The organism is Thioclava sp. F28-4 (assembly GCF_002020045.1).
GTDB classification, from domain to species: domain Bacteria; phylum Pseudomonadota; class Alphaproteobacteria; order Rhodobacterales; family Rhodobacteraceae; genus Thioclava; species Thioclava sediminum.
The window spans coordinates 175,000-194,618 of sequence record NZ_MPZQ01000007.1 but is presented as its reverse complement, the minus strand read 5'-3'; the positions used below and the strand labels follow the sequence as shown (position 1 = coordinate 194,618).

Genomic DNA, 19,619 nt, shown 5'->3' with positions numbered 1-19,619 from the left:
CGCCGCTTAAGCGCGGCTCAGGGCTTCATGCGATAGCCGATGCGCAGCCAGTACCAGCCAAGCCCCAGAACCAGGACCAGCGCGGCGCAGATCACGGCCAACCCGTGCCACGGCGAGGCGTCCGATACGCCCAGGAAGCCGAAGCGGGCCATGTCGATCAGGTAGAAGACCGGGTTGTAATGGGTCAGGATCTGGAAGGCCGGCGGCAGCGCCTTGGCCGAGTAGAAGGTGCCCGACAGGAACGACAGCGGCGTGATGATGAAGTTGGTGATCGCCGCCATCTGGTCGAACTTGTCGGCGAAGACGGCCGCCAGAATGCCCAGACCGCCAAGGAAGGCCGCGCCGAGCACGACCGCCGCAATTGCCCAGAACGGATGCGCGATCCCCTGCCCCAGCACCGCGAACAGCCCGAGCCAGATCACCACGGCCACGATCAGCGCCCGCGCCACCGCGCCGGTCAGATAACCCACGAGGATTTCCCACGGCGCAAGCGGCGGCATCAGCGTGTCGACGATATTGCCCTGCACCTTCGCGATCACGATCGAGCTAGATGTGTTGGCAAAAGCGTTCTGGATCACCGTCATCATCAGGATGCCCGGCGCGATGAAATGCAGGAAATCGACACCCAGAACGTCGGCGCGGTTGCGCCCGAAGGCCAGCGCGAAGACGGTCAGGAACAGACCGGCGGTGATCAGCGGCGCCAGCACCGTCTGCTGCCAGACCGCGAGAAAGCGGCGAATCTCGCGCCACCCCAGCATCCGCAGGCCCATCCAGTTCACCGCGCCAAAACGGCGCACGCCGATCTCGTACATCCTGATACTCCCGTTGTTGCCCGCTCCCTACACGCTCGCGGCCCGCAGCTCAACGTAGCCCGCGCACAGCTGGTTTCCCGCTTGCGCACTGCTCTGGACGTCCTCGCGGGCCTTGAAAAGCGGGCCTCGCGATTGTATCTCTGCGCTCTCCCGCTAAAATAGGGATTGAAACTGGAATGGCCTGCGAGACGGACTTGCAGGAAACCAAGGAAGGATGCCCATGTCCTGGACCGATGAACGCGTCGAATTGCTCAAGAAGATGTGGACCGAAGGCCAGTCGGCCAGCCAGATCGCGAAAGAGCTGGGCGGTGTGACGCGCAACGCGGTGATCGGCAAGGTGCATCGCCTCGGCCTGTCGAACCGCACCGGCGGCGCAGCAGAGCCCGCAAAACCCGAGCCGAAAGCCAAGCCCGAGAAGGTCGAGGCGAAGGCCGAGAAGCCCGCCGCGCAGCCCGCAGCCGAGGCGCCCGAGCCCAAGCCCGCCGCGAAACCGGCAAGCCCCGCGCCCGCACAGGCTGCAACGCCTGCTGTCTCGCCTGCGCGCAAGGCGATCATCCCCGCCGGTCAGCCGCTGCCGCCGCAGCCCTCCGCCAACGAGATCGACCCGGCCGCGCTGGCCAAGGTCGGTGAGGTCGAGAAACACGCCAAGAAGCTTGGCCTGATGGAGCTGACCGAGCGCACCTGCAAATGGCCGATCGGCGACCCCGCGACCGAGGAATTCTGGTTCTGCGGCCTGCCGAGCCAATCCGGCAAACCCTATTGCGAGGCCCATGTCGGCGTCGCCTTCCAGCCGATGAGCTCGCGCCGCGACCGTCGCCGCTGAGACAACCGCGATTGAATGACGAAGGGCGCCCCGCGAGGCGCCCTTTTTCTTTGGTCGGTTGGTCGGAGGGTCAGAACCGCCGGGTCCAGCCCACCGAGGCCGAGAACTGGTGCATGTCCAATTCGACATCGCCGCCGAACATGCCCGGCCCTTTGACCTTATGCGGCGCAACGTAGTTGATCGCGAAATCGAACGTGTCGCGCTCGTTGAGCTTCTTCGCCCCGCCGAAGCTGAAATGATGCTCGACCACACCGGGGGCGAGCACGCCCAGCATCACGTCCTCCTTGCCGATCGGGTTCGTCGCGTAGGCATAGCCCGCGCGCCACGTCATGTCCGGCGTCTGCTGCCATTCCGCGCCGATCCGAACGACATCCACATCGTCCCAACCGAAGCCCGCGCCGCCCTTGGCCCCGAAAAGCCCGTTGGTATTGGAATTCCCAACCGCAGCAATATTGCTGTAGAAGATCCGCTGGTAGTCCAGCATCAGCGCCAGATCGCTGCGCGGCTTGAAGGTGACGCCCGCGCTGATCGAGGCGGGAATGTCGAAACTGCCGCCATCCTCGAAAAGCCCGGCATATTTGTCGAATTTCGTCATCTTGAAGCGGGTCTGCCCCGCGACGCCTACCGTGACCTGCGGCGAGATCTCGTATTTCAGACCCGCGCGCAGGCCGAACCCGGTGGAGATGTCGTAGCCTCTGCCACTGAAATTGCTGGCATCCGTCGTCATCGGCCCGAACAACGCAGGATTCAGACCGCGCGCCGCGAACCGTTGTGCGGCGAATGTCGGCGCGATGCCCCAGCTGAAATTCCCGTCCTTGCGCCCGTAGCCAACCGAGACGAACATCTGCATCAGATCGACGCCCGCCTTCCCGTCGCAGAAAATCCCGGAATCGCCCGGCGCGGCCGCGCAGTTCGGGTTCGCGACATCGGGATAGCTCGTATTCATGCCGCCATTGCCATAGACCATGACGTTCAACGCGCCGCCGCCTTCCAGCGGGCGGTTATAGCCGAAATTCGGGATCGCGAACCATTCATGCCCCGAATCCGCCCCGCCATCGGGCAAGGGGAAGGCCCCGTTTGCGTCAAATCCCCGCCGCGGCGAGAACGCCTCGAGCCCGAAGGTCATCGCGTGGCCGATATCGGCGATATTCGCGGGGTTGATCGCCGCTGACATCGGGTCGACCGAATAGGCCACCCCTGCCCCGCCGACACCGCGCTGCGCGGGTCCGTAAGCAAGGGCGAAGTAGCCCTCGGTCGCGCTTGCGACGCCCGGAACGCCCAACGCCAGGCACAGCGAAACCGCCCCCGCAAAACGGGGTAATTCAAACTTCTTCATTAGTTTCCTCCCTCTGAGCCGGTTTGTCGCGCAGGCAGGCTCTCCCTTCCCCCCTGCGCCTCGGCTGTGCCGTTCGAAAAACAGCTTCAAATATTCAACTTTAAATATACCTGATCTGGCAAGTGTTTTCTCGTTTGGCGCGAGTGGGGCCGAAATCCGCCTCTCATGCCACGGGAATACCCCCCGTCACGCGGGGGGCTTTTCGGAACGCTCTGCAAGGGCTATATCGCGCGCCATGAGCACAAACCCTCCGAACCTGCGTCCAGATCTCGCGCCCCGCGCGCGCATCACGGATGCCCCCCGCCCCGGTCAACCGCTGATCGGGATGGTCTCGCTTGGCTGCCCCAAGGCACTGGTCGACAGCGAACGCATCCTGACGCGGCTTCGCGCCGAGGGCTACGCGATCTCGCCCGATTACGCGGGCGCGGATGCGGTGATCGTGAATACCTGCGGGTTTCTCGACAGCGCCAAGGCGGAAAGCCTTGAAGCGATCGGCGAGGCGCTGAATGAAAACGGCCGGGTCATCGTGACGGGCTGTCTGGGCGCGGAGCCCGAATATATCACCGGCACGCATCCTTCCGTGCTCGCCGTGACCGGCCCGCATCAATACGAGCAGGTGCTGGACGCGGTCCATGCCGCCGTGCCGCCCGATCCCGATCCCTTCGTCGATCTTCTGCCCGCGGCAGGCGTGAAGCTGACGCCGCGCCATTACAGCTATCTGAAGATTTCCGAAGGCTGTAACCACAAGTGCAAGTTCTGCATCATCCCCGACATGCGCGGCCGCCTCGTCAGCCGCCCGGCCCATGCGATCGTGCGCGAGGCCGAGAAACTGGTCAGCGCGGGCGTGCGCGAATTGCTGGTGATCTCGCAGGACACGTCCGCTTACGGCGTCGATATCAAACACGCCGAGGAGCGGGGCCACCGCGCACACATCACCGATCTCGCCCGTGATCTGGGCTCGCTCGGCGCTTGGGTGCGGCTGCATTACGTCTACCCCTACCCGCATGTGCGTAACCTGATCCCGCTGATGGCGGAGGCACAGGAAAACGGCGGCGGCGTGCTGCCCTATCTCGACATTCCGTTCCAACATGCGCACCCGGATGTGCTCAAGCGGATGGCGCGGCCTGCGGCCTCGGCCAAGACGCTCGACGAGATCGCGGCGTGGCGCGCGGCCTGCCCGGATATCACGCTGCGCTCGACCTTCATCGTGGGCTATCCCGGCGAGACCGAGGACGAGTTCCAATATCTGCTCGACTGGATGGACGAGGCGCAGCTCGACCGCGTCGGCTGCTTCCAATATGAAAACGTCGAGGGCGCGCGCTCCAACACCCTGCCCGATCACGTGCCTGACGAGGTGAAACAGGATCGTTGGAACCGCTTCATGGAGAAGGCGCAGGCGATTTCCGAGGCGAAGCTGCAAGCCAAGGTCGGCTCGGTGCAACAGGTCATCGTCGATGCGGTCGATGCCGAAGGCGCCACCTGCCGCACCAAGGCAGACGCGCCCGAGATCGACGGCAACCTGTTCATCGATGAGGATTTCGAGAATCTCAGCCCCGGTGATATCGTGACGGTCGAGGTCGATGAGGCCTCGGAATACGATCTCTGGGGAAGGCTCGTTTGATCCGCACACTCGCGCTGCTCGCATTGCTTCTCGGCCTGCTGCCCCTCGCGGCGCAAGCTGGCGAATGCGCCATCGATGCCACTCAGGGTCGCGAGATTGCGCAGGCGACTTCGCAACAACGGCAAGTCCAGGGGCTGAACGCGCTCGCGATGGACCCGCAATTGACGCAGGCCGCAGCAACGCAAGGCTGCGACATGGCCCGGCGCGGCTTCTTCGATCACAAGGGCTCGGACGGATCGACCCCGCTCAGGCGGGCGGCGAAGGCTGGCTTCCGCGCCTGCCTGATCGCCGAGAATGTCGCGATGGGCCAGCGCGATCAGGGTGAGGTGTTCGACGCCTGGATGCATTCGCCCAGCCATCGCCGCAACATCCTGCTGCGCGGCGTGACCAGGATCGGCGTGGCGGTCGTGCCCCGGCGCGATGGCAAGGGGCCGTGGTACGTGATGGTGCTCGCGAAGCCCTGCTGAAGCTCAGGTCAGCCCTTCGGTGTCGATGTGGATGACCTCGCCGCAATGTTTGCAGTGGATCGCATCGGCATCGTGCAGGCTCAGCCCGCAGGTCGGGCATTCATGGCGCACCTTCGTGGGCCGGAACAGCACCTGCGCGAGCCGCAAGAACAGCGTGACGCCGAATATCATGATGGCGACCGAGATCATCCGCCCCCATTCGCCTTTGGGTGTAATATCCCCGAACCCCGTCGTCGTCAGCGTGGTCACGGTGAAATAGAGCGCGTCGGCATAGTTGGAAATCTGCGGATTGATCCGCACCTGCGTGGCATAGATCAGCCCCGTCATCACGAAGAGGAACACGCCCAGATTGATCGCGGCGACGATGATTTCCTGATGATGGCGGAAGAATTTGAAGTCGTGCCGCAGTCGCGCCATGAGCTGATAGGTGTGCAGCAAGCGCAACGTCCGCAGGATTCGCAGGAAGCCCAGCCCCTCCCCTGCGATCGGCGCTAGGAACGACCCGATCGCAATGATGTCGGCCCATGTCGCCGCACGGGTCCAAAAGCGGACCTTCTCGCCTGAGATCGCGTAGCGGGCGAGGAAATCCGCCACGATCACGACGCCGATCACCGCATCGATGACTTCGATCGTGACCGTGTGCGGGAAGAAGGAGGTGACGATGACGAAGAGGATCGTGGCAAGATCGAAGGCCAGAAGCGCGTAGCGAAACGCATGGGCGCGACGAGAATCTTCCTCGTAGTAATGGTGTAGCGTCTTGAGCATCGTCTCTCCCATCGTCTTCGCTCAGGGATACAGGCTTTGAACGCCCTGTCAAAGCGCATGAAAAAGGCGGCCCCGGAGGACCGCCCTTTTCGTGGAGACAGCTCATATCAGCTCATTGGGCGCTGGGCGCGAACAGCATCATCGCGGGTTGCGACGAGGCGCCTTGGGTCACGATGTAATTGGCGTCGCCGTAACGTCCGCGCTGCACGTCGTGCTGGATGCGCTGGAGCTGGGCCACGGTGTAATCATCGGGGTTGAGCCCGAGCTGCTCGGCCATCTGGGTTTTGCCCGGCGTGGTCTCACCAAGGCCGGGACCGCCCAACTGCCGGTCCGCGTGGCTGCGGTAATAGGCGAGCTTGGCGACATCGCCGTTACGGGCCGCGTGCAACATCTTCTGCAACTCACCCACCGAATATTGCGTGGGATCGACATTGTTCAGACCGGCGAAGGTTTGCAGCTGCGCCGCGATCTGGGTCTTGCCCTGATTGGTGGCGTTGACGACCATCGACGACGCTTGGGATTGCGGCGTCATCGAAGGGGCGATGACACCCAGATCCGTACCATTGTCGGCCCCGACTTGGGTCGTGGCGGCCGAGGCGATCCCGGCGGAGCCAGCGGTCAGTGCGAGGGCTGCGATAGCGGTGGTCAGAAGATTGCGGGTCATGATGAAATCCTTTCATCAGCAGGTTGATTTCCAGCGGCACCCTGTGGCGCCGATGACCCCGACATATGAGCCCAATCATCGCACAAAAGGCCGTTTTGGCCCCGCCCCGTGTTCACTCAAACACATATACACAGGGAACTCTCATCCAGTCCGGATTCCGTGAAGTGACTGGAATACAAAAGGAAACCGTATTTCTCGAAAGAATCCGGCACGATAGGCCGGATATAGAAACGGCCCCTGCGAGGGGGCCGTTTTCGGTCAGAAGACTGTGTCGATCTTACGCGTCACGGCCCATCACGGGCTGCGGCGCCACGTCAACCGGCTGACGGTTGGTGTGGTTGATGACGTATTTCGCCTCTTCGCGGTTACCGTTACGCAGCGCGTTCTGGATGCGGAACAGTTCGGCGGTGGTGTATTCAGCCGGGTTCAGGCCGAGCTGGGCTGCGATCTGCGCTTTGCCGGGGGTCACTTCACCAACAGCCGAGCCTTTGCTGGCCGAGGAGCTTTGCGACATCGACGGTGCGATGGAGCCGTAGCCGTCACCGCCAGCAGCGGCCAGCGAGGTGCTCAGGGCGAGGGCGAGGACCGAAGTCGTGATCAGCGTTTTCATTGTTACTCTCCTATACGAATACGCGTGTTGTGCTTCTCACCGAGAGCGAAGCGACAGGGGGAAGCGTCTGTGCCCTCGGCGATGACGCTGATCTAGGTCCGTTCGTATCCGCATGAAACTGGCGTTTTCAAACACGGTTCTGCGCATTTACGCACCTTGAAAAATGACAGTTAAACGACAGAAGCGGCAGGCTCGCCCGTAGGCCCCCGCCACGCCCCCTTTCCCTATGCCGGCTTTCCGCATAGAAGGCGCCCAAACCCCTTATTCCAAACGAGGTCGACCATGGCGTCCTATCAATATGTCTATCACATGGATGGTGTCTCGAAGACCTATCCGGGTGGCAAGAAATGCTTCGAAAACATCCGCCTGAATTTCCTTCCCGGCGTGAAGATCGGCGTCGTCGGCGTCAACGGCGCGGGTAAATCCACGCTGCTTCGCATCATGGCGGGCCTCGACAAGGACTTCTCGGGCGAGGCCTGGGCCGCGAAAGGCGCGAAAGTCGGCTATCTCCCGCAGGAGCCCGATCTGGACCCGGCGCTGAACGTGCGCGGCAACGTCATGGAAGGCGTGGCCGCCAAGAAGGCCAAGCTGGAGCGTTTCAACGAGCTGGCGATGAACTACTCGGACGAGACCGCCGAGGAGATGGCCCAGCTGCAGGACGAGATCGACTCGGAAAACCTGTGGGATCTGGACAGCCAGGTCGACGTCGCGATGGAAGCCCTGCGCTGCCCGCCCGACGAGGCCGATGTCGAAACCCTTTCGGGCGGTGAGCGCCGCCGGGTCGCGCTGTGCAAGCTGCTGCTCGAAGCGCCCGACATGCTTCTGCTCGACGAACCGACCAACCACCTCGACGCGGAAACCATCGCCTGGCTGCAAAAGCACCTGATCGAGTACAAGGGCACGATCCTCTGCGTCACGCACGACCGCTACTTCCTCGACGACATCACCTCGTGGATCCTCGAACTCGAGCGCGGCCGCGGCATCCCCTACGAGGGCAACTACTCCGCATGGCTGGAACAGAAGGCCAAGCGCCTCGAGCAGGAAGCCCGCGAGGACAAGGCCAAGCAGAAGGTCCTCGAGAAGGAACTTCAGTGGATCCGGGCCGGTGCCAAGGCGCGTCAGGCTAAGTCCAAAGCGCGTATCTCGGCCTATGAGAAGATGGCGGACCAGTCCGAGCGCGAGCGCGTCGGCAAGGCCCAGATCATCATCCCGAACGGCCCGCGTCTGGGCGGCAAGGTGATCGAGGTCGAGGGCATCTCGAAACATTACGGCGACAAGCAACTGATCGAGGACCTGTCCTTCTCGATCCCGCCGGGCGCCATCGTCGGCGTGATCGGCCCGAACGGCGCGGGTAAATCCACGCTGTTCCGCATGATCACCGGTCAGGACAAGCCCGACACCGGCGAGATCACCGTCGGCGACACGGTCAAGCTTGCCTATGTCGACCAGTCGCGCGACGCGCTGGATGCGAACAAGACCGTCTGGGAGGAAATCTCCGGCGGGGCCGAGCTGATCGAACTGGGCGACGCGCAGGTGAACAGCCGTGCCTATTGCGGTGCGTTCAACTTCAAGGGCGGCGACCAGCAGAAGAAAGTCGGTCTGCTCTCGGGTGGTGAGCGCAACCGCGTCCACATGGCCAAGCTGCTGAAAGAGGGCGGCAACGTGCTGCTGCTCGACGAACCGACCAACGATCTGGACGTCGAAACCCTGCAGGCGCTGGAAGCCGCGATCGAAGACTTCGCCGGCAACGCGATCATCATCTCGCACGACCGCTTCTTCCTCGACCGCCTCTGCACCCACATCCTCGCCTTCGAGGGCGACGCCCATGTGGAATTCTTCGAGGGCAACTTCGAGGATTACGAGGAAGACAAGATCCGTCGTCTCGGCCCCGATGCCGTCGAGCCGAAGCGGGTGAAGTATAAGAAGTTCAGCCGGTGATTAATCAAATGCTGAGGGGGCGTATTCAGTGCGCCCCTTCGCCCTAATTACGATCCGATCCTCAAGGTCCACATTCTTCAAAACCGAATATTTTTCTAAAAGAGGTTTGAACTTAGAACCTCTGGGGGAGAGACCATTGATAAACAACATAAGCGCCTCGTCATCCGAAAGTTGCGCGCGAATTAGGTTTGTATAAAGTCTTTTGTCCTCTACTTCGCTAGAATCCACAAATTTGTAGAGATTATAAAGCGTTCGGAAATAGTGCCCGAGCTCGGACTTATATTGCCCATAGAACTTTTCGTAGGCCTCTTCCGCTTCCCCAGGCCCCTTGTCCGTAGATGGGTACATCCCGGCCGTCTTAAGTGGGTCTTGGCTGCGAAGGCGCTTCAAGAACACCGGAAAAACATCGCGACCTGTTACGTCTGGCAATTCTTTTGACTTAAGATCCATCGACTGCACTATCTCGGAGAAAACATTAAGCAGGTTGAAGAAGGTGCTTTCGAATATCTGCTTTGATTGCGCAGAAACCTGAAGTTGAGCTAAATTTTGCTGCTCCTCCAATATACCTTTCGTACGATCCAGTTCATCTCGCACCAATGAAATCTCCACTCGCTGCAACAAGATCGCATATATTACCGCTGCGAATGCTAGGCCTGTGAATAATGCATTTACAGCACCAAACTGGTCGCCGAAAACCCCCGGCTCATTGGTGCTACTAGCTACAATCCAGTTCCCCCCCCAAAACAACAGCACCAAGAAAGCTAAAAGGATTGCTGTTTTCATATCGGGCGTTTTCTTTTCCGCCATCTCTGACCCTTAAATGATGAACAAACTCTACCAACTATAGATCCAGGCCGCGCGTACAGTCACCCCCAACCAAAACCACACACCCCAGCCTCATCTCACCTCGCCCCTTGCGCGCCACCTTCCCCAGTTCCCCATTGCCATCTATAGTGTCTGGTAAGGGACAAGACACAAGACAAAGCGGGGATGGGACTTGGCGCATATCATCGTGATGGGCAACGAAAAGGGTGGGTCGGGGAAGTCCACCACCTCGATGCATGTGGCGACCGCCTTGGCGCGGATGGGATGGAAAGTGGGGGCGCTCGATCTCGATCTGCGGCAGCGCAGTTTCGGGCGCTATGTCGAGAACCGGCTGGCCTATATGGATCGCGAGGGGCTCGACCTGCCCTGCCCCGATTATCGCGAACTACCCGAGGTCGATGCCTCGACGCTGGGTCCGGGCGAGAACCCCTACGACCACCGTCTGTCGACCGCCGTGGCCGAGATGGAGCCGTCCTGCGACTTCATCCTGATCGACTGCCCCGGCTCGCATACGCGGCTGTCTCAGGTCGCGCATTCGCTGGCCGATACGCTGGTCACGCCGCTCAATGACAGTTTCATCGATTTCGACCTGCTGGCGCGGATCGATCCGGTGACGTCGAAGGTGATCGGCCCCTCGATCTATTCCGAGATGGTCTGGTCGGCGCGGCAGCTGCGCGCGAAGGCCGGGCTGAAGCCGATCGACTGGATCGTGCTACGCAACCGCGTGGGCGCCCAGCAGATGCATAACAAGCGCAAGGTCGGCGCGGCGCTGGAGCAGCTCTCGAAGCGCATCGGCTTCCGCGTCTCGCCCGGCTTCTCCGAGCGGGTGATCTTCCGCGAGCTGTTCCCGCGCGGGCTGACGCTTCTGGACCTCAAGGACCTCGGCGTCGAGAGCCTCAACATCTCCAACGTGGCGGCCCGTCAGGAAGTGCGCGACCTGATGAAGGAGCTGGACCTGCCCGGCGTCGCGGTCGACTTCTGAGGCCTATCACACGGCGCGACAGGCCCCTTGAGACAAACAAACGCCCGCTGGGAGTGACCCTCGGGCGTTTCGTACTGGTACGGGTGGTTGACTAGGGCGCGCGCTTTTACTGAGGTTTCGGCATCTCGGCGAAAGGCGATACGCGTCTGCGGCACGGTGCGGGCATCGAGCCGAGTTCTTTCATCCGCAGGTCAATCCGATCCTCGCGGCGCTTGAAGAGGCGAAAAAGGGCAGCCAGACAGCGCATTTCGTGTCTCCTTTGTATCGACGCCGTTTTGGCGTCACCCTTCGAGATTTCCGGCCAATTGAGGCGCTTACGTGGCGGGCTGGGGATATGTCAGTGGCGTTGTCGGGACGCTTTCACGGCCTCTTACGCCGCGACAGGACCGTCGCAGTTTGCGATATCCACGCCATTACGGGCTTTGCGCGACCAGCCAAGCGCCGCGAAAAGCCCCAGCCCCGCCAGCATCATCCAGACCGAGGCGGGAAGCGGCACGGTGGCGGGCGTCTCGACCATCATCGCAATGTCGTCGAGCGAGGCGTTCATATAGTAATAGCTCGTCTCGACATCGAACTGGATGCCCAGTGTCGATCCCACACCCGCCTGCAGATAACTGGTCAGATCGTAGCTCAGCGGCGTCGCGCCCTGGACCGCCGCGTCGCCCGGCTGGGTCGAGAAAATCTGCGAGATCACCGCGCCCGCATCGTCGATCAGGCTCACGCGGAACTGCTGATTGGGATCGTCGAAGCCCGACGCGTAGTGGTTCACGAGCTGATAGGTGAAGTTGAAACTTGCGCTGATCACCCGATCGGGCACCGTGAAGAACTGCGTCAGGGTCGAAATCCCGTAGCCGGTTTGCTCGTTCATCACGTCGTAACTGCCCGAGATCGGATCCACGCGGCGCGTCGGCCCGCGCGGATTGAACCGCCCGTTATTGATCTGGAAGTCCTCTGCATAGGAAGAGCTGGTCGAATTCCAGCCCGACAGATCGCCGGTCTCGAAATCACCGTTGGTGATCAGATCGACCGTCACCGCCTGCGCGGCAGAGGCATAAAGGACGCTCGCCACCACAAGGGCGAGACAGCGTTTCGCAAAACTGGCAATCGGTAACAACATGACACGCTCGATCTCGATGGCGTCGCCCCGTTCTTGATGCGGAGACGACTTCGTTACCCTTCATTAACCATCGGAATCGGGACGCACTGGGGCTCCACCGGGGCAATTTCACGATGGGCCGCCATGATGTTTCCACAATCGAAACGCCGCCCCGGAGGGCGGCGCGATTGTTGCTAGCGATGCGAGAGGCAGGTTACCGGGCCCAATCCCACGGCACGGTGAACTCGCCCAGCTTATGGGCCAGCGCATCCTGATCGCAGTCTCCCGTGGTCGCCAGATGCGCCACCAGACCGCGCTTCTTGTCCTCGGTGACCGAGATGACATGCGCCTTGATGCCCGCCGTCTCCAGCTCGGCATTGAGCACCCGGATGATCGCCTTCTTGCGCAGGTCGGGCTTGAAGATCTTGCCCACCGCCGTCTTCGGCAACTCGTCCATCACCTCGAGATATTTCGGAACCGCGGCGCGCTCGTGGATATTGGCGCGCGCATGCTCCATCAGCTCTTCGTTGGTCACCTCGGCATCGGCAACCAGCTCGACATAGGCGCAGGGCAGCTCGCCCGCGAAGCTGTCAGGCTGGCCGATCGCCCCCGCGAAGGCCACCGCCGGGTGGCTCAGCAGCGCGTCCTCGATCTCCGCCGGGTCGAGATTGTGCCCGCCGCGGATGATCAGGTCCTTCGCGCGGCCGGTGATCCAGAGATAGCCATCTTCGTCGATACGGCCCAGATCGCCGGTGCGCAGGAACCGCTCCTCGGCGAACAGATCGTGGTTCTTGTCCGGCTCGGTATAGGTCGAGCCCTCGAAGACGCCCGGATTGGCGACGCAGATCTCGCCGATCTCATCGCGCGCGCATTCGTCGTAGGTGCCGTTGCGCTTCTTGAGAATGCGCACATGGGTATAGGGCATCGGGATACCGACCGAGCCCACTTTCTTCATGCCGTCCACCGGGTTGACCGACACCAGACAGGTCGCCTCGGTCAGGCCGTAGCCCTCCGCGATCTCGACCCCGGTCGCGGCCTTGAAGCGGTTGTAAAGCTCGATCGGCAGCGGCGCCGAGCCCGAGAGCGCGATCCGCAGCGAGGAGATATCGGCATCGACCTTGCGCTGCACCATCGCGGACACAGCGGTCGGCACGGTGATCAGGAAGGTCACCTGCCAGCGCTCGATCAGCTTCCAGAAATTGTCGAACACGCCCTCCCCGCGATAGCCCGCAGGGGTCGGGAAGATGACATGCGCACCGCTCGCGATGGCCGACATCAGGATCGGATAGGCCGCGAAGACGTGGAACAGCGGCAGTGGGCACATCATCACGTCGTCTTGCTTGAACAAGAGCCGCCCGCCGAGCCAGCCATTGTAGATCATGCCGGAATATTTGTGCTGCGCGACCTTGGGCATGCCCGTCGTGCCGCCGGTGTGGAAATAGGCCGCGACGCGATCCTCGTTGGGATCGTCGAACATCAGCCGGTCGCCGGGCATCTTGCTGGCTTCGCCGTTGAAGCTCATCACCTTCGCGTTGTGCTTCACCTCGGTCTTGGGGCGAATGAAGGGCACGATCCAGCTTTTCGGCGGCGAGAGGTAGCGATTGAGATCGACCTCCAGCACGGCCTCGACATTGGGCGCAAGGCGCACGGCTTCAGCCGCCTTCTGCGCCACGTCGGTCTTCGGGAACGCCTTCAGCGTCACCAGAACCTTCGCCTTGGTCTCACGCAGAATGGCGCCGATCTGCTCGGCATCCAGAAGCGGGTTGATCGGGTTCACGATCCCGGCCGTCGCGCCCGCCAGTAGCACCGTCGCGGTCTCGAGCGAGTTCGGCAGCAGGTAGGCCACCGTATCGGTCGGCCCCACGCCCAGATGGCGCAGCAGGTTCGCGGCCTGCGTGACCTTGCCGTGCAGCTGCGACCAGCTCAGCGTCTCCGCCTTGTCGGTCGGGCCGGACATGATCTGGAATGACAGGGCCGGACGATCGCCATGGGCCTTGGCGGTCTCGCTCAGAAAGCCGTAAAGCGTTTCGGGGCGGTTGCGCGCCTCCCAGGGTTTCTCGGCCTCGACCGCATCACGGTCGGCAACTGTCGCGAATTTCTGCATTAGTCTCCTCCAGCGGCCGCCGCGTTCCTCCACTGACGGGCCATGCGCAGGATGCGGCAAAAGCGCCCGCCACGGCAAGAGTTACGCCGCCGCCAAAACGTCACGTCACGCAAATTCTGACGTGGGGAAACAAGCGTCCGGGTTCAAGGTGAAAAGGCGCGAACGCCCCGTCACGCCCCTTCGGTGAATTGCAGCCTCGCGAGTTCGGCATAAAGACCGTCTTCGGAGACGAGGCTGTCATGCGTGCCTTGCGCGACGATCTTGCCGTCCTCGAAGACGACGATCCGGTCGGCCTTCTTCACGGTGGCCAGACGGTGCGCCACGATCACCGTGGTGCGGGTCTTGGCGAGCTGATCGACGGCCGCCTGCACCTCGCGTTCAGAGGCTGCGTCGAGTGCCGAGGTCGCCTCGTCCAGAAGCAGGATCGGCGCGTCGCGCAGGATCGCGCGCGCAATCGCGATCCGCTGCTTCTGACCGCCCGACAGCATCACGCCGCGCTCGCCGACATAGGTGTCGAACCCTTCGGGTAGCGCTTCGAGGAAGTCATAGGCATGGGCCGCGCGCGCGGCTTCTTCGACTTCGCGATCGCTCGCATCGGGGCGACCGAAACGGATGTTTTCGCGCGCCGAGGCTGCGAAGACGACCGGATCCTGCGGCACCAGCGCGATCGCCTGACGGAAATCGTGCCGCGCCATGTCGCGCAGGTCGTAGCCATCGATTGTCACCTTGCCGGTCTCGGGGTCCCAGAACCGCTGGATCAGCTGCACGACGGTCGTCTTGCCCGCGCCCGACGGGCCGACCAGCGCCACCGTTTCGCCCGGCGCGATGTCGAGATCGACATGATCGAGCGCCGAGGCCTGCGGCCGCGACGGGTAATGGAAGCTCACATCCTCGAAGCGGATCGCGCCGGTTGCGGGCATCGGCAGCGGCACCGGATGCGCGGGGTCCTTCACCGAATCCTCGCTTTGCAGCAGTTCCACCAGACGCTCGGTCGCGCCTGCGGCCCGCTGCAATTCGGACCAGATTTCCGACAGCGCGCCGACAGAGCCCGCCACCATCACCGCGTAGATCACGAACTGCACCAATTCGCCCACGCTCATCTCGCCGCCGCGCACGTCGCGCGCGCCGATCCACAGGACGCCCACGACGCCTGCGAAGACGAGGAAGATCACGATCACAGTCATCACCGCGCGCGTACCGATCCGCTTCTTGGCGGACTGGTAAGCTTTCTCGGTGACGTCGGAGAATTTCTCGCGGGTGATCGCCTCATGGGTGAAGGCCTGCACGGTCTGCGCGGCCAGAAGCGACTCCGAGGCCGAGCCCGACGAATTCGCGATCCAGTCCTGGTTCTCTCGGCCCAGCACCCGCAGGCGACGGCCCAGAACCACGATCGGAACAACGACCACCGGCACGACCAGCAGCACCAGCCCGGTCAGCTTGGCCGAGGTGAACATCAACATGATCAACCCGCCGATCAGGATCAGCACATTACGCAGCGCCACCGAGACCGACGAGCCAATCACCGACAGGATCAGCGTCGTGTCGGTGGTGATGCGCGAGATGATTTCGCCCGTCAGGATCCGTTCGAAGAAGGCCGGGCTCATCGAGATCACCCGGTCGAACACCGCCTTGCGGATATCGGCCACGACCCGTTCGCCGAAGCGCGTGACGAGGTAGTAACGCAGGCCCGTCCCGAGCGCGAGCAGCCCGGCGATGACCAGAGCCGCGAAGAAATACTGATCGAGCAGCGCCGCGCCTTTCTGGAACCCGTCCACCACGCGGCGCACCGCGAGCGGCAGGATCAGCGAGATCGAAGCGGTGGCGATCAGCGCCAGCAACGCCCCGAAGGCAAGTCCCTTGTAAGGTGCGATGAAGGGGCCGAGCCCCTTGAGCGCGCCGATCTTCTTCGTCTTCGGCCGGTCATCGGCCGGTCCCGTCGGTCTGCGAGCCATGAAATCTCCCTTGCTTGGTTCAAGGGTTTAGGGGGCGGGAGGTCAGCGGGCAAGCCTCGATTGGCCAAGCCCGCGGCACGCCCATGCCCGGACGGCCTCACGATAGCTCACATTTTCGCCGAAAAGGCTACGGGCGGCCGGACTCGAACCGGCACGGGCAATGCCCAAGGGATTTTAAGTCCCGTGCGTCTACCATTTCGCCACGCCCGCAGCGCGCTCTGGCTAGCGCGGGCGCGGCGGCTTGGCAAGGCCGCGAGGCGCTCAGCGCCCCTCGAATTTCGGCGCGCGCTTCTCGAGGAACGCGGTCACGCCTTCGCGGAAATCGTGGCTCTGGCCGAGGTTGCCCTGCAGCTCCGCCTCCAGCTCCAGCTGGGTCGACAGATCATTGCTGTAGCCCTCGCGCAGCGACCGCTTCACCGCGCGATAGGCCGCCGTCGGGCCATTGGCCAGATGCGCCGCACGGGCGCGCCAGTGATGGTCGAAATCGACCTCGGCGATCGCCTCCCAGATCATGCCCCAATCGGCCGCCTGCCGGGCCGAGATCTTGTCGGCGAACAGCGCCATGCCCATCGCGCGGGCAAAGCCCACCTGACGCGGCAGCCAATAGGTGCCGCCCGCATCCGGCATCAGCCCAATCCGCGTGAAGGCCTGAATGAAGCTCGCCGTTTCCGAGGCAATCACCACGTCGGCGGCCAGCGCGAGGTTCGCCCCCGCCCCTGCCGCAGGCCCGTTCACCGCGGAGACCACCGGCAGCGGGCTCTCATAGATCGCCTTGAGCATCGGCTCGTATTCGTCGCGCAGCACCCGCTCCAGATCGAGCCCGGCCGCCGCGACCCCGTCGCCCAGATCCTGCCCCGAACAGAAAGCGCGCCCCGCGCCGGTCAGCACGATCACCCGTGCCTCATCCTCGGCGCGTTTCACCGCCTCGAGGATTTCCGCGCGCATCTGCGCGTTGAGCGCGTTCATCACATCGGGCCGGTTGAGCGTGATCACCGCGACCTGCTCTTCGACCTCGTACCGGATAACCTTGAACACCATCTGGAAAACGCGCCTCCCTCTTTGTCGCGCGCCCACGATAACGCGGGTCACGCGAAGGGAAAGCGGAACGGGGCGTCACGAAGGACGCCCGCCTCGTTTTCTTCAGAAGATCTCGAACAGGCCCGCAGCCCCCTGCCCGCCGCCGATGCACATCGACACGACGCCATAGCGCGCGCCGCGGCGCTTGCCTTCCAGCAGGATATGGCCCGCCATGCGCGCACCCGACATGCCATAGGGGTGGCCGATCGAGATCGCGCCGCCATTGACGTTGAGCTTGTCGTCGGGAATGCCCAGCCGGTCGCGGCAATAGAGAAGCTGCGAGGCGAAGGCCTCGTTGATCTCCCACAGATCGATATCCTCGATGGAGAGCCCCGCGCGCTCCAACAGGCGCGGGATCGCGAAGACCGGGCCGATGCCCATCTCGTCGGGCGCACAGCCCGCAACCGCCATGCCCCGGAACGCACCCAGAGGCTCCAGCCCGCGCCGCGCGGCTTCCTCGGCAGACATTACCACGCAGGCGGACGCGCCGTCGGAGAGCTGGCTCGCATTGCCTGCGGTCACGCATTTATCGGGGCCCAGCACCGGCTTGAGCCCTTGAAGCCCCTCCAGCGTGGTCTGCGGACGGTTACACTCGTCGCGCTCCAGCCGCACCGACTGCTCCGAGACCTCGCCCGTGGCCTTGTCCTTCACCAGCTTCACCGCCTCGACCGGCACGATCTCGGCGTCAAAACGCCCCGCCTCCTGCGCGGCGGCGGTGCGCATCTGGCTTTGCAACGCGTAGCTGTCCTGCGCTTCGCGGGTCACGCCATAGCGCTCGGCCACGACCTCCGCCGTCTCGATCATCGACATGTAATAGGCGTCGGGCACACCGGGGCTGCGATAGCGATAGCCGTTCCAATGCTCGTTCTGCACCAGCGAGATCGAGTCGAGCCCGCCCGCAAGCGCCACGTCCATCTCGCCCGTCATCACGCCATGGGCCGCCGCCGCGATGGCGTTGAGCCCCGAGGCGCATTGCCGGTCCAGCGTGACGCCCGCCACGCTATCGGGCAGACCCGAAGCCTGCGCGAGATGGCGCGCGACATTGACGCCGGTGGAGCCCTGCGTGAGGGCCGAGCCGAAGATCGCATCGGCGATCTCGCCGCCCTCAAGCCCGGCACGGGAGACGGCCGCGCGCACGGCATGGGCGGCCAGCGCCGGGCCTTCGAGATTGTTGAACGCCCCGCGATAGGCCTTGCCGATGGGCGTGCGGGCGGTTGAGACGATGACAGCGTCGCGCATGGGATTCCTCAGATGGTTTCGAGCCCGCACCAGTCCGCGATGAACAGGGCGGTGCTCTGGGTGATGCGACGGATGCTTTCCAGCTCGACGCGCTCGTTGAAGCCGTGGATCGCCTCGGCGCGCGGCCCGTAGACCAGCGCGGGCGTGTCGGCATAGAGCCCGAAGAAGCGGGCATCGGTGGTCGCGGTGATCGCCACGCGGTCGAGATCGCTCTCGTTGACGCTGCGATGCGCCCCTTCGAGGGCTCCGATCGCGGCCTTCGCGGTGGCGGAGTGGTCGTCGGAAAGCGCGTAGCCCTCGGCCATGAAGCCGTGCCAGACGATCTCGGGCAGCGAGTTCTTCAGGAAAGCGTTGGAGCGCGCGGCATCCATGATGGTCTCGGTGATCTCGGCACGTGCGGCGGCGATGTCCTGACCCGGATAAATCGCGATGCGCATGTCGAAGATGCACCAGGCGGGAACGGAGGACGCCCAGTCGCCCCCCTGAATCTTGCCGATATTGAGGTTGATCGGGTGATGGACATGACCGAAGTCGGAATGCCGGCAGCCCGGCGCGTTCCAGCGTTCTTCCAGCCCGTGCAGCGCCTCGATCAGCGGGATCGCGGCCTCGATGGCGTTCGCGCCAGTGCCAGCATAGGCCACATGCGTGGGCAGGCCTTTCAGGTGCACCTGCGCCCAAACCACGCCGAGCTGTGCGCCCACCAGTTTTTCCTCGAACGGTTCGGGGATCAGCGCGGCGTCGGCGCGGTAGCCGCGCTCAAGGCAGGCCAGCGCGCCGTTGCCGGTGCATTCCTCTTCAACGACGGATTGGAAGAACACATCCGCGCCGGGGGCGAAGCCCGCCTTGCGCAGCGCATCGAGCGCGAAGAGGTTCGACACCAGCCCCGCCTTCATGTCGCCCGCACCGCGCCCATAAAGCCAGCCATCGGCGACATGCGGCTCGAAGGGCGGCGCGTCCCACATGTCCAGAGGACCTGCAGGCACCACGTCGATGTGACCGTTGAGGATGAGCGAGCGGCCCTTTTGCGATTGGCTGCGATGGGTGCCCACCACGTTCACCGCGTCCTCGTAATCGCCCATCACCGGCGAGAAGCCCGGCATGTCGCGGATTTTGTCGACGTCGATCTGCCAGCGATCCACCTCGTAGCCGCGCTCATCGAGAGCGGCGGCCATGAAGTCCTGCGCGCTCTGCTCCTGCCCACGGGTGGACGGGTGCGAGGTCAGCTCGGAGAGAAACGCGGTCTCGTCGTCGAATGCGGCGTCGACCGCCGAGAGGATGCGGGTTTTCAGCTCGGTATCCATGTGGTGC

The 19,619-nt window shown here is 63.4% G+C and carries 17 protein-coding genes and 1 tRNA gene; 5 read left to right on the top strand and 13 right to left on the bottom strand.

Annotated features, from left to right (window positions below; all coding sequences use genetic code 11):
• Positions 1 to 17 precede the first annotated feature (17 nt).
• Positions 18 to 812, bottom strand: a complete 795-nt coding sequence (locus BMI87_RS15880) for an ABC transporter permease (protein WP_078522590.1) — start codon at positions 810 to 812, stop codon at positions 18 to 20.
• Between the two features lie 220 nt (positions 813 to 1,032).
• On the opposite strand from BMI87_RS15880, the gene BMI87_RS15875 reads away from it, so the two are divergent.
• Positions 1,033 to 1,635 carry a GcrA family cell cycle regulator gene (locus tag BMI87_RS15875; RefSeq protein ID WP_078522589.1) on the top strand — a complete coding sequence of 201 codons (603 nt, stop codon included), beginning with the start codon at positions 1,033 to 1,035 and terminating at the stop codon, positions 1,633 to 1,635.
• Positions 1,636 to 1,705: 70 nt separating this feature from the next.
• Here the strand turns inward: BMI87_RS15875 and BMI87_RS15870 are convergent, their stop codons facing one another.
• Positions 1,706 to 2,971: an OmpP1/FadL family transporter gene (locus BMI87_RS15870; protein ID WP_078522588.1), complete on the bottom strand. Its 1,266-nt coding sequence runs from the start codon at positions 2,969 to 2,971 to the stop codon at positions 1,706 to 1,708.
• Between the two features lie 235 nt (positions 2,972 to 3,206).
• Between BMI87_RS15870 and rimO the strand changes: the two genes are divergently transcribed.
• Positions 3,207 to 4,592, top strand: coding sequence for a 30S ribosomal protein S12 methylthiotransferase RimO (gene rimO / locus BMI87_RS15865; protein WP_078522587.1), 1,386 nt, complete (start codon positions 3,207 to 3,209; stop codon positions 4,590 to 4,592).
• The gene (locus BMI87_RS15860) at positions 4,589 to 5,059 is read left to right on the top strand and encodes a CAP domain-containing protein (RefSeq protein WP_078522586.1); all 471 of its coding nucleotides are present in this window, start codon (positions 4,589 to 4,591) and stop codon (positions 5,057 to 5,059) included. Before rimO ends, BMI87_RS15860 begins: the two co-directional genes overlap by 4 nt.
• A gap of 3 nt (positions 5,060 to 5,062) precedes the next feature.
• On the opposite strand, the gene BMI87_RS15855 is transcribed toward BMI87_RS15860, so the two are convergent.
• From BMI87_RS15855 to BMI87_RS15845, 3 genes are all read right to left on the bottom strand, one after another.
• Entirely contained in the window at positions 5,063 to 5,824 is a 762-nt protein-coding gene (locus tag BMI87_RS15855; protein WP_078522585.1) for an ion channel, read from the bottom strand.
• A 112-nt stretch (positions 5,825 to 5,936) separates the two neighbouring features.
• Positions 5,937 to 6,488: a hypothetical protein gene (locus tag BMI87_RS15850; protein ID WP_078522584.1), complete on the bottom strand. Its 552-nt coding sequence runs from the start codon at positions 6,486 to 6,488 to the stop codon at positions 5,937 to 5,939.
• Between the two features lie 277 nt (positions 6,489 to 6,765).
• A complete protein-coding gene (locus BMI87_RS15845) occupies positions 6,766 to 7,098 on the bottom strand; it encodes a hypothetical protein (protein WP_078522583.1) in 333 nt (110 codons plus the stop codon).
• Between the two features lie 282 nt (positions 7,099 to 7,380).
• Between BMI87_RS15845 and ettA the strand changes: the two genes are divergently transcribed.
• Positions 7,381 to 9,036, top strand: coding sequence for an energy-dependent translational throttle protein EttA (gene ettA, locus BMI87_RS15840; RefSeq protein WP_078522582.1), 1,656 nt, complete (start codon positions 7,381 to 7,383; stop codon positions 9,034 to 9,036).
• On the opposite strand, the gene BMI87_RS15835 is transcribed toward ettA, so the two are convergent.
• Complete coding sequence (locus BMI87_RS15835; protein WP_078522581.1) at positions 9,037 to 9,843, bottom strand: putative phage abortive infection protein; 807 nt, start codon at positions 9,841 to 9,843, stop codon at positions 9,037 to 9,039.
• A gap of 190 nt (positions 9,844 to 10,033) precedes the next feature.
• On the opposite strand from BMI87_RS15835, the gene BMI87_RS15830 reads away from it, so the two are divergent.
• Positions 10,034 to 10,843 carry a division plane positioning ATPase MipZ gene (locus BMI87_RS15830; RefSeq protein ID WP_078522580.1) on the top strand — a complete coding sequence of 270 codons (810 nt, stop codon included), beginning with the start codon at positions 10,034 to 10,036 and terminating at the stop codon, positions 10,841 to 10,843.
• A 370-nt stretch (positions 10,844 to 11,213) separates the two neighbouring features.
• Here BMI87_RS15830 and BMI87_RS15825 read toward each other — a convergent pair whose 3' ends face one another.
• The 7 genes from BMI87_RS15825 to BMI87_RS15795 form a co-directional block, all read right to left on the bottom strand.
• Positions 11,214 to 11,960 carry a VPLPA-CTERM sorting domain-containing protein gene (locus tag BMI87_RS15825; RefSeq protein WP_078522579.1) on the bottom strand — a complete coding sequence of 249 codons (747 nt, stop codon included), beginning with the start codon at positions 11,958 to 11,960 and terminating at the stop codon, positions 11,214 to 11,216.
• Positions 11,961 to 12,153: 193 nt separating this feature from the next.
• Entirely contained in the window at positions 12,154 to 14,043 is a 1,890-nt protein-coding gene (locus tag BMI87_RS15820; protein WP_078522578.1) for an acyl-CoA synthetase, read from the bottom strand.
• A 170-nt stretch (positions 14,044 to 14,213) separates the two neighbouring features.
• The gene (locus BMI87_RS15815; protein WP_078522577.1) at positions 14,214 to 15,995 is read right to left on the bottom strand and encodes an ABC transporter transmembrane domain-containing protein; all 1,782 of its coding nucleotides are present in this window, start codon (positions 15,993 to 15,995) and stop codon (positions 14,214 to 14,216) included.
• Positions 15,996 to 16,123: 128 nt separating this feature from the next.
• A tRNA-Leu gene (locus BMI87_RS15810) sits at positions 16,124 to 16,205 on the bottom strand.
• 51 nt (positions 16,206 to 16,256) lie between these two features.
• Positions 16,257 to 17,033 carry an enoyl-CoA hydratase-related protein gene (locus BMI87_RS15805; protein ID WP_078522576.1) on the bottom strand — a complete coding sequence of 259 codons (777 nt, stop codon included), beginning with the start codon at positions 17,031 to 17,033 and terminating at the stop codon, positions 16,257 to 16,259.
• Positions 17,034 to 17,135: 102 nt separating this feature from the next.
• Positions 17,136 to 18,311 carry an acetyl-CoA C-acyltransferase gene (locus tag BMI87_RS15800; protein ID WP_078522575.1) on the bottom strand — a complete coding sequence of 392 codons (1,176 nt, stop codon included), beginning with the start codon at positions 18,309 to 18,311 and terminating at the stop codon, positions 17,136 to 17,138.
• Positions 18,312 to 18,319: 8 nt separating this feature from the next.
• Positions 18,320 to 19,612: an ArgE/DapE family deacylase gene (locus BMI87_RS15795; RefSeq protein ID WP_078522574.1), complete on the bottom strand. Its 1,293-nt coding sequence runs from the start codon at positions 19,610 to 19,612 to the stop codon at positions 18,320 to 18,322.
• Positions 19,613 to 19,619: the final 7 nt, after the last annotated feature.

Coding starts and splice junctions, on each gene's coding strand:
- BMI87_RS15835 (WP_078522581.1), bottom strand. CDS start 9,843: ATGGCGGAAAAGAAAACGCCCGATATGAAAACAGCAATCCTTTTAGCT.
- BMI87_RS15820 (WP_078522578.1), bottom strand. CDS start 14,043: ATGCAGAAATTCGCGACAGTTGCCGACCGTGATGCGGTCGAGGCCGAG.
- ettA (WP_078522582.1), top strand. CDS start 7,381: ATGGCGTCCTATCAATATGTCTATCACATGGATGGTGTCTCGAAGACC.
- BMI87_RS15875 (WP_078522589.1), top strand. CDS start 1,033: ATGTCCTGGACCGATGAACGCGTCGAATTGCTCAAGAAGATGTGGACC.
- BMI87_RS15800 (WP_078522575.1), bottom strand. CDS start 18,311: ATGCGCGACGCTGTCATCGTCTCAACCGCCCGCACGCCCATCGGCAAG.
- BMI87_RS15870 (WP_078522588.1), bottom strand. CDS start 2,971: ATGAAGAAGTTTGAATTACCCCGTTTTGCGGGGGCGGTTTCGCTGTGC.
- BMI87_RS15825 (WP_078522579.1), bottom strand. CDS start 11,960: ATGTTGTTACCGATTGCCAGTTTTGCGAAACGCTGTCTCGCCCTTGTG.
- BMI87_RS15815 (WP_078522577.1), bottom strand. CDS start 15,995: ATGGCTCGCAGACCGACGGGACCGGCCGATGACCGGCCGAAGACGAAG.
- BMI87_RS15805 (WP_078522576.1), bottom strand. CDS start 17,033: ATGGTGTTCAAGGTTATCCGGTACGAGGTCGAAGAGCAGGTCGCGGTG.
- BMI87_RS15845 (WP_078522583.1), bottom strand. CDS start 7,098: ATGAAAACGCTGATCACGACTTCGGTCCTCGCCCTCGCCCTGAGCACC.
- rimO (WP_078522587.1), top strand. CDS start 3,207: ATGAGCACAAACCCTCCGAACCTGCGTCCAGATCTCGCGCCCCGCGCG.
- BMI87_RS15850 (WP_078522584.1), bottom strand. CDS start 6,488: ATGACCCGCAATCTTCTGACCACCGCTATCGCAGCCCTCGCACTGACC.
- BMI87_RS15795 (WP_078522574.1), bottom strand. CDS start 19,612: ATGGATACCGAGCTGAAAACCCGCATCCTCTCGGCGGTCGACGCCGCA.
- BMI87_RS15855 (WP_078522585.1), bottom strand. CDS start 5,824: ATGCTCAAGACGCTACACCATTACTACGAGGAAGATTCTCGTCGCGCC.
- BMI87_RS15880 (WP_078522590.1), bottom strand. CDS start 812: ATGTACGAGATCGGCGTGCGCCGTTTTGGCGCGGTGAACTGGATGGGC.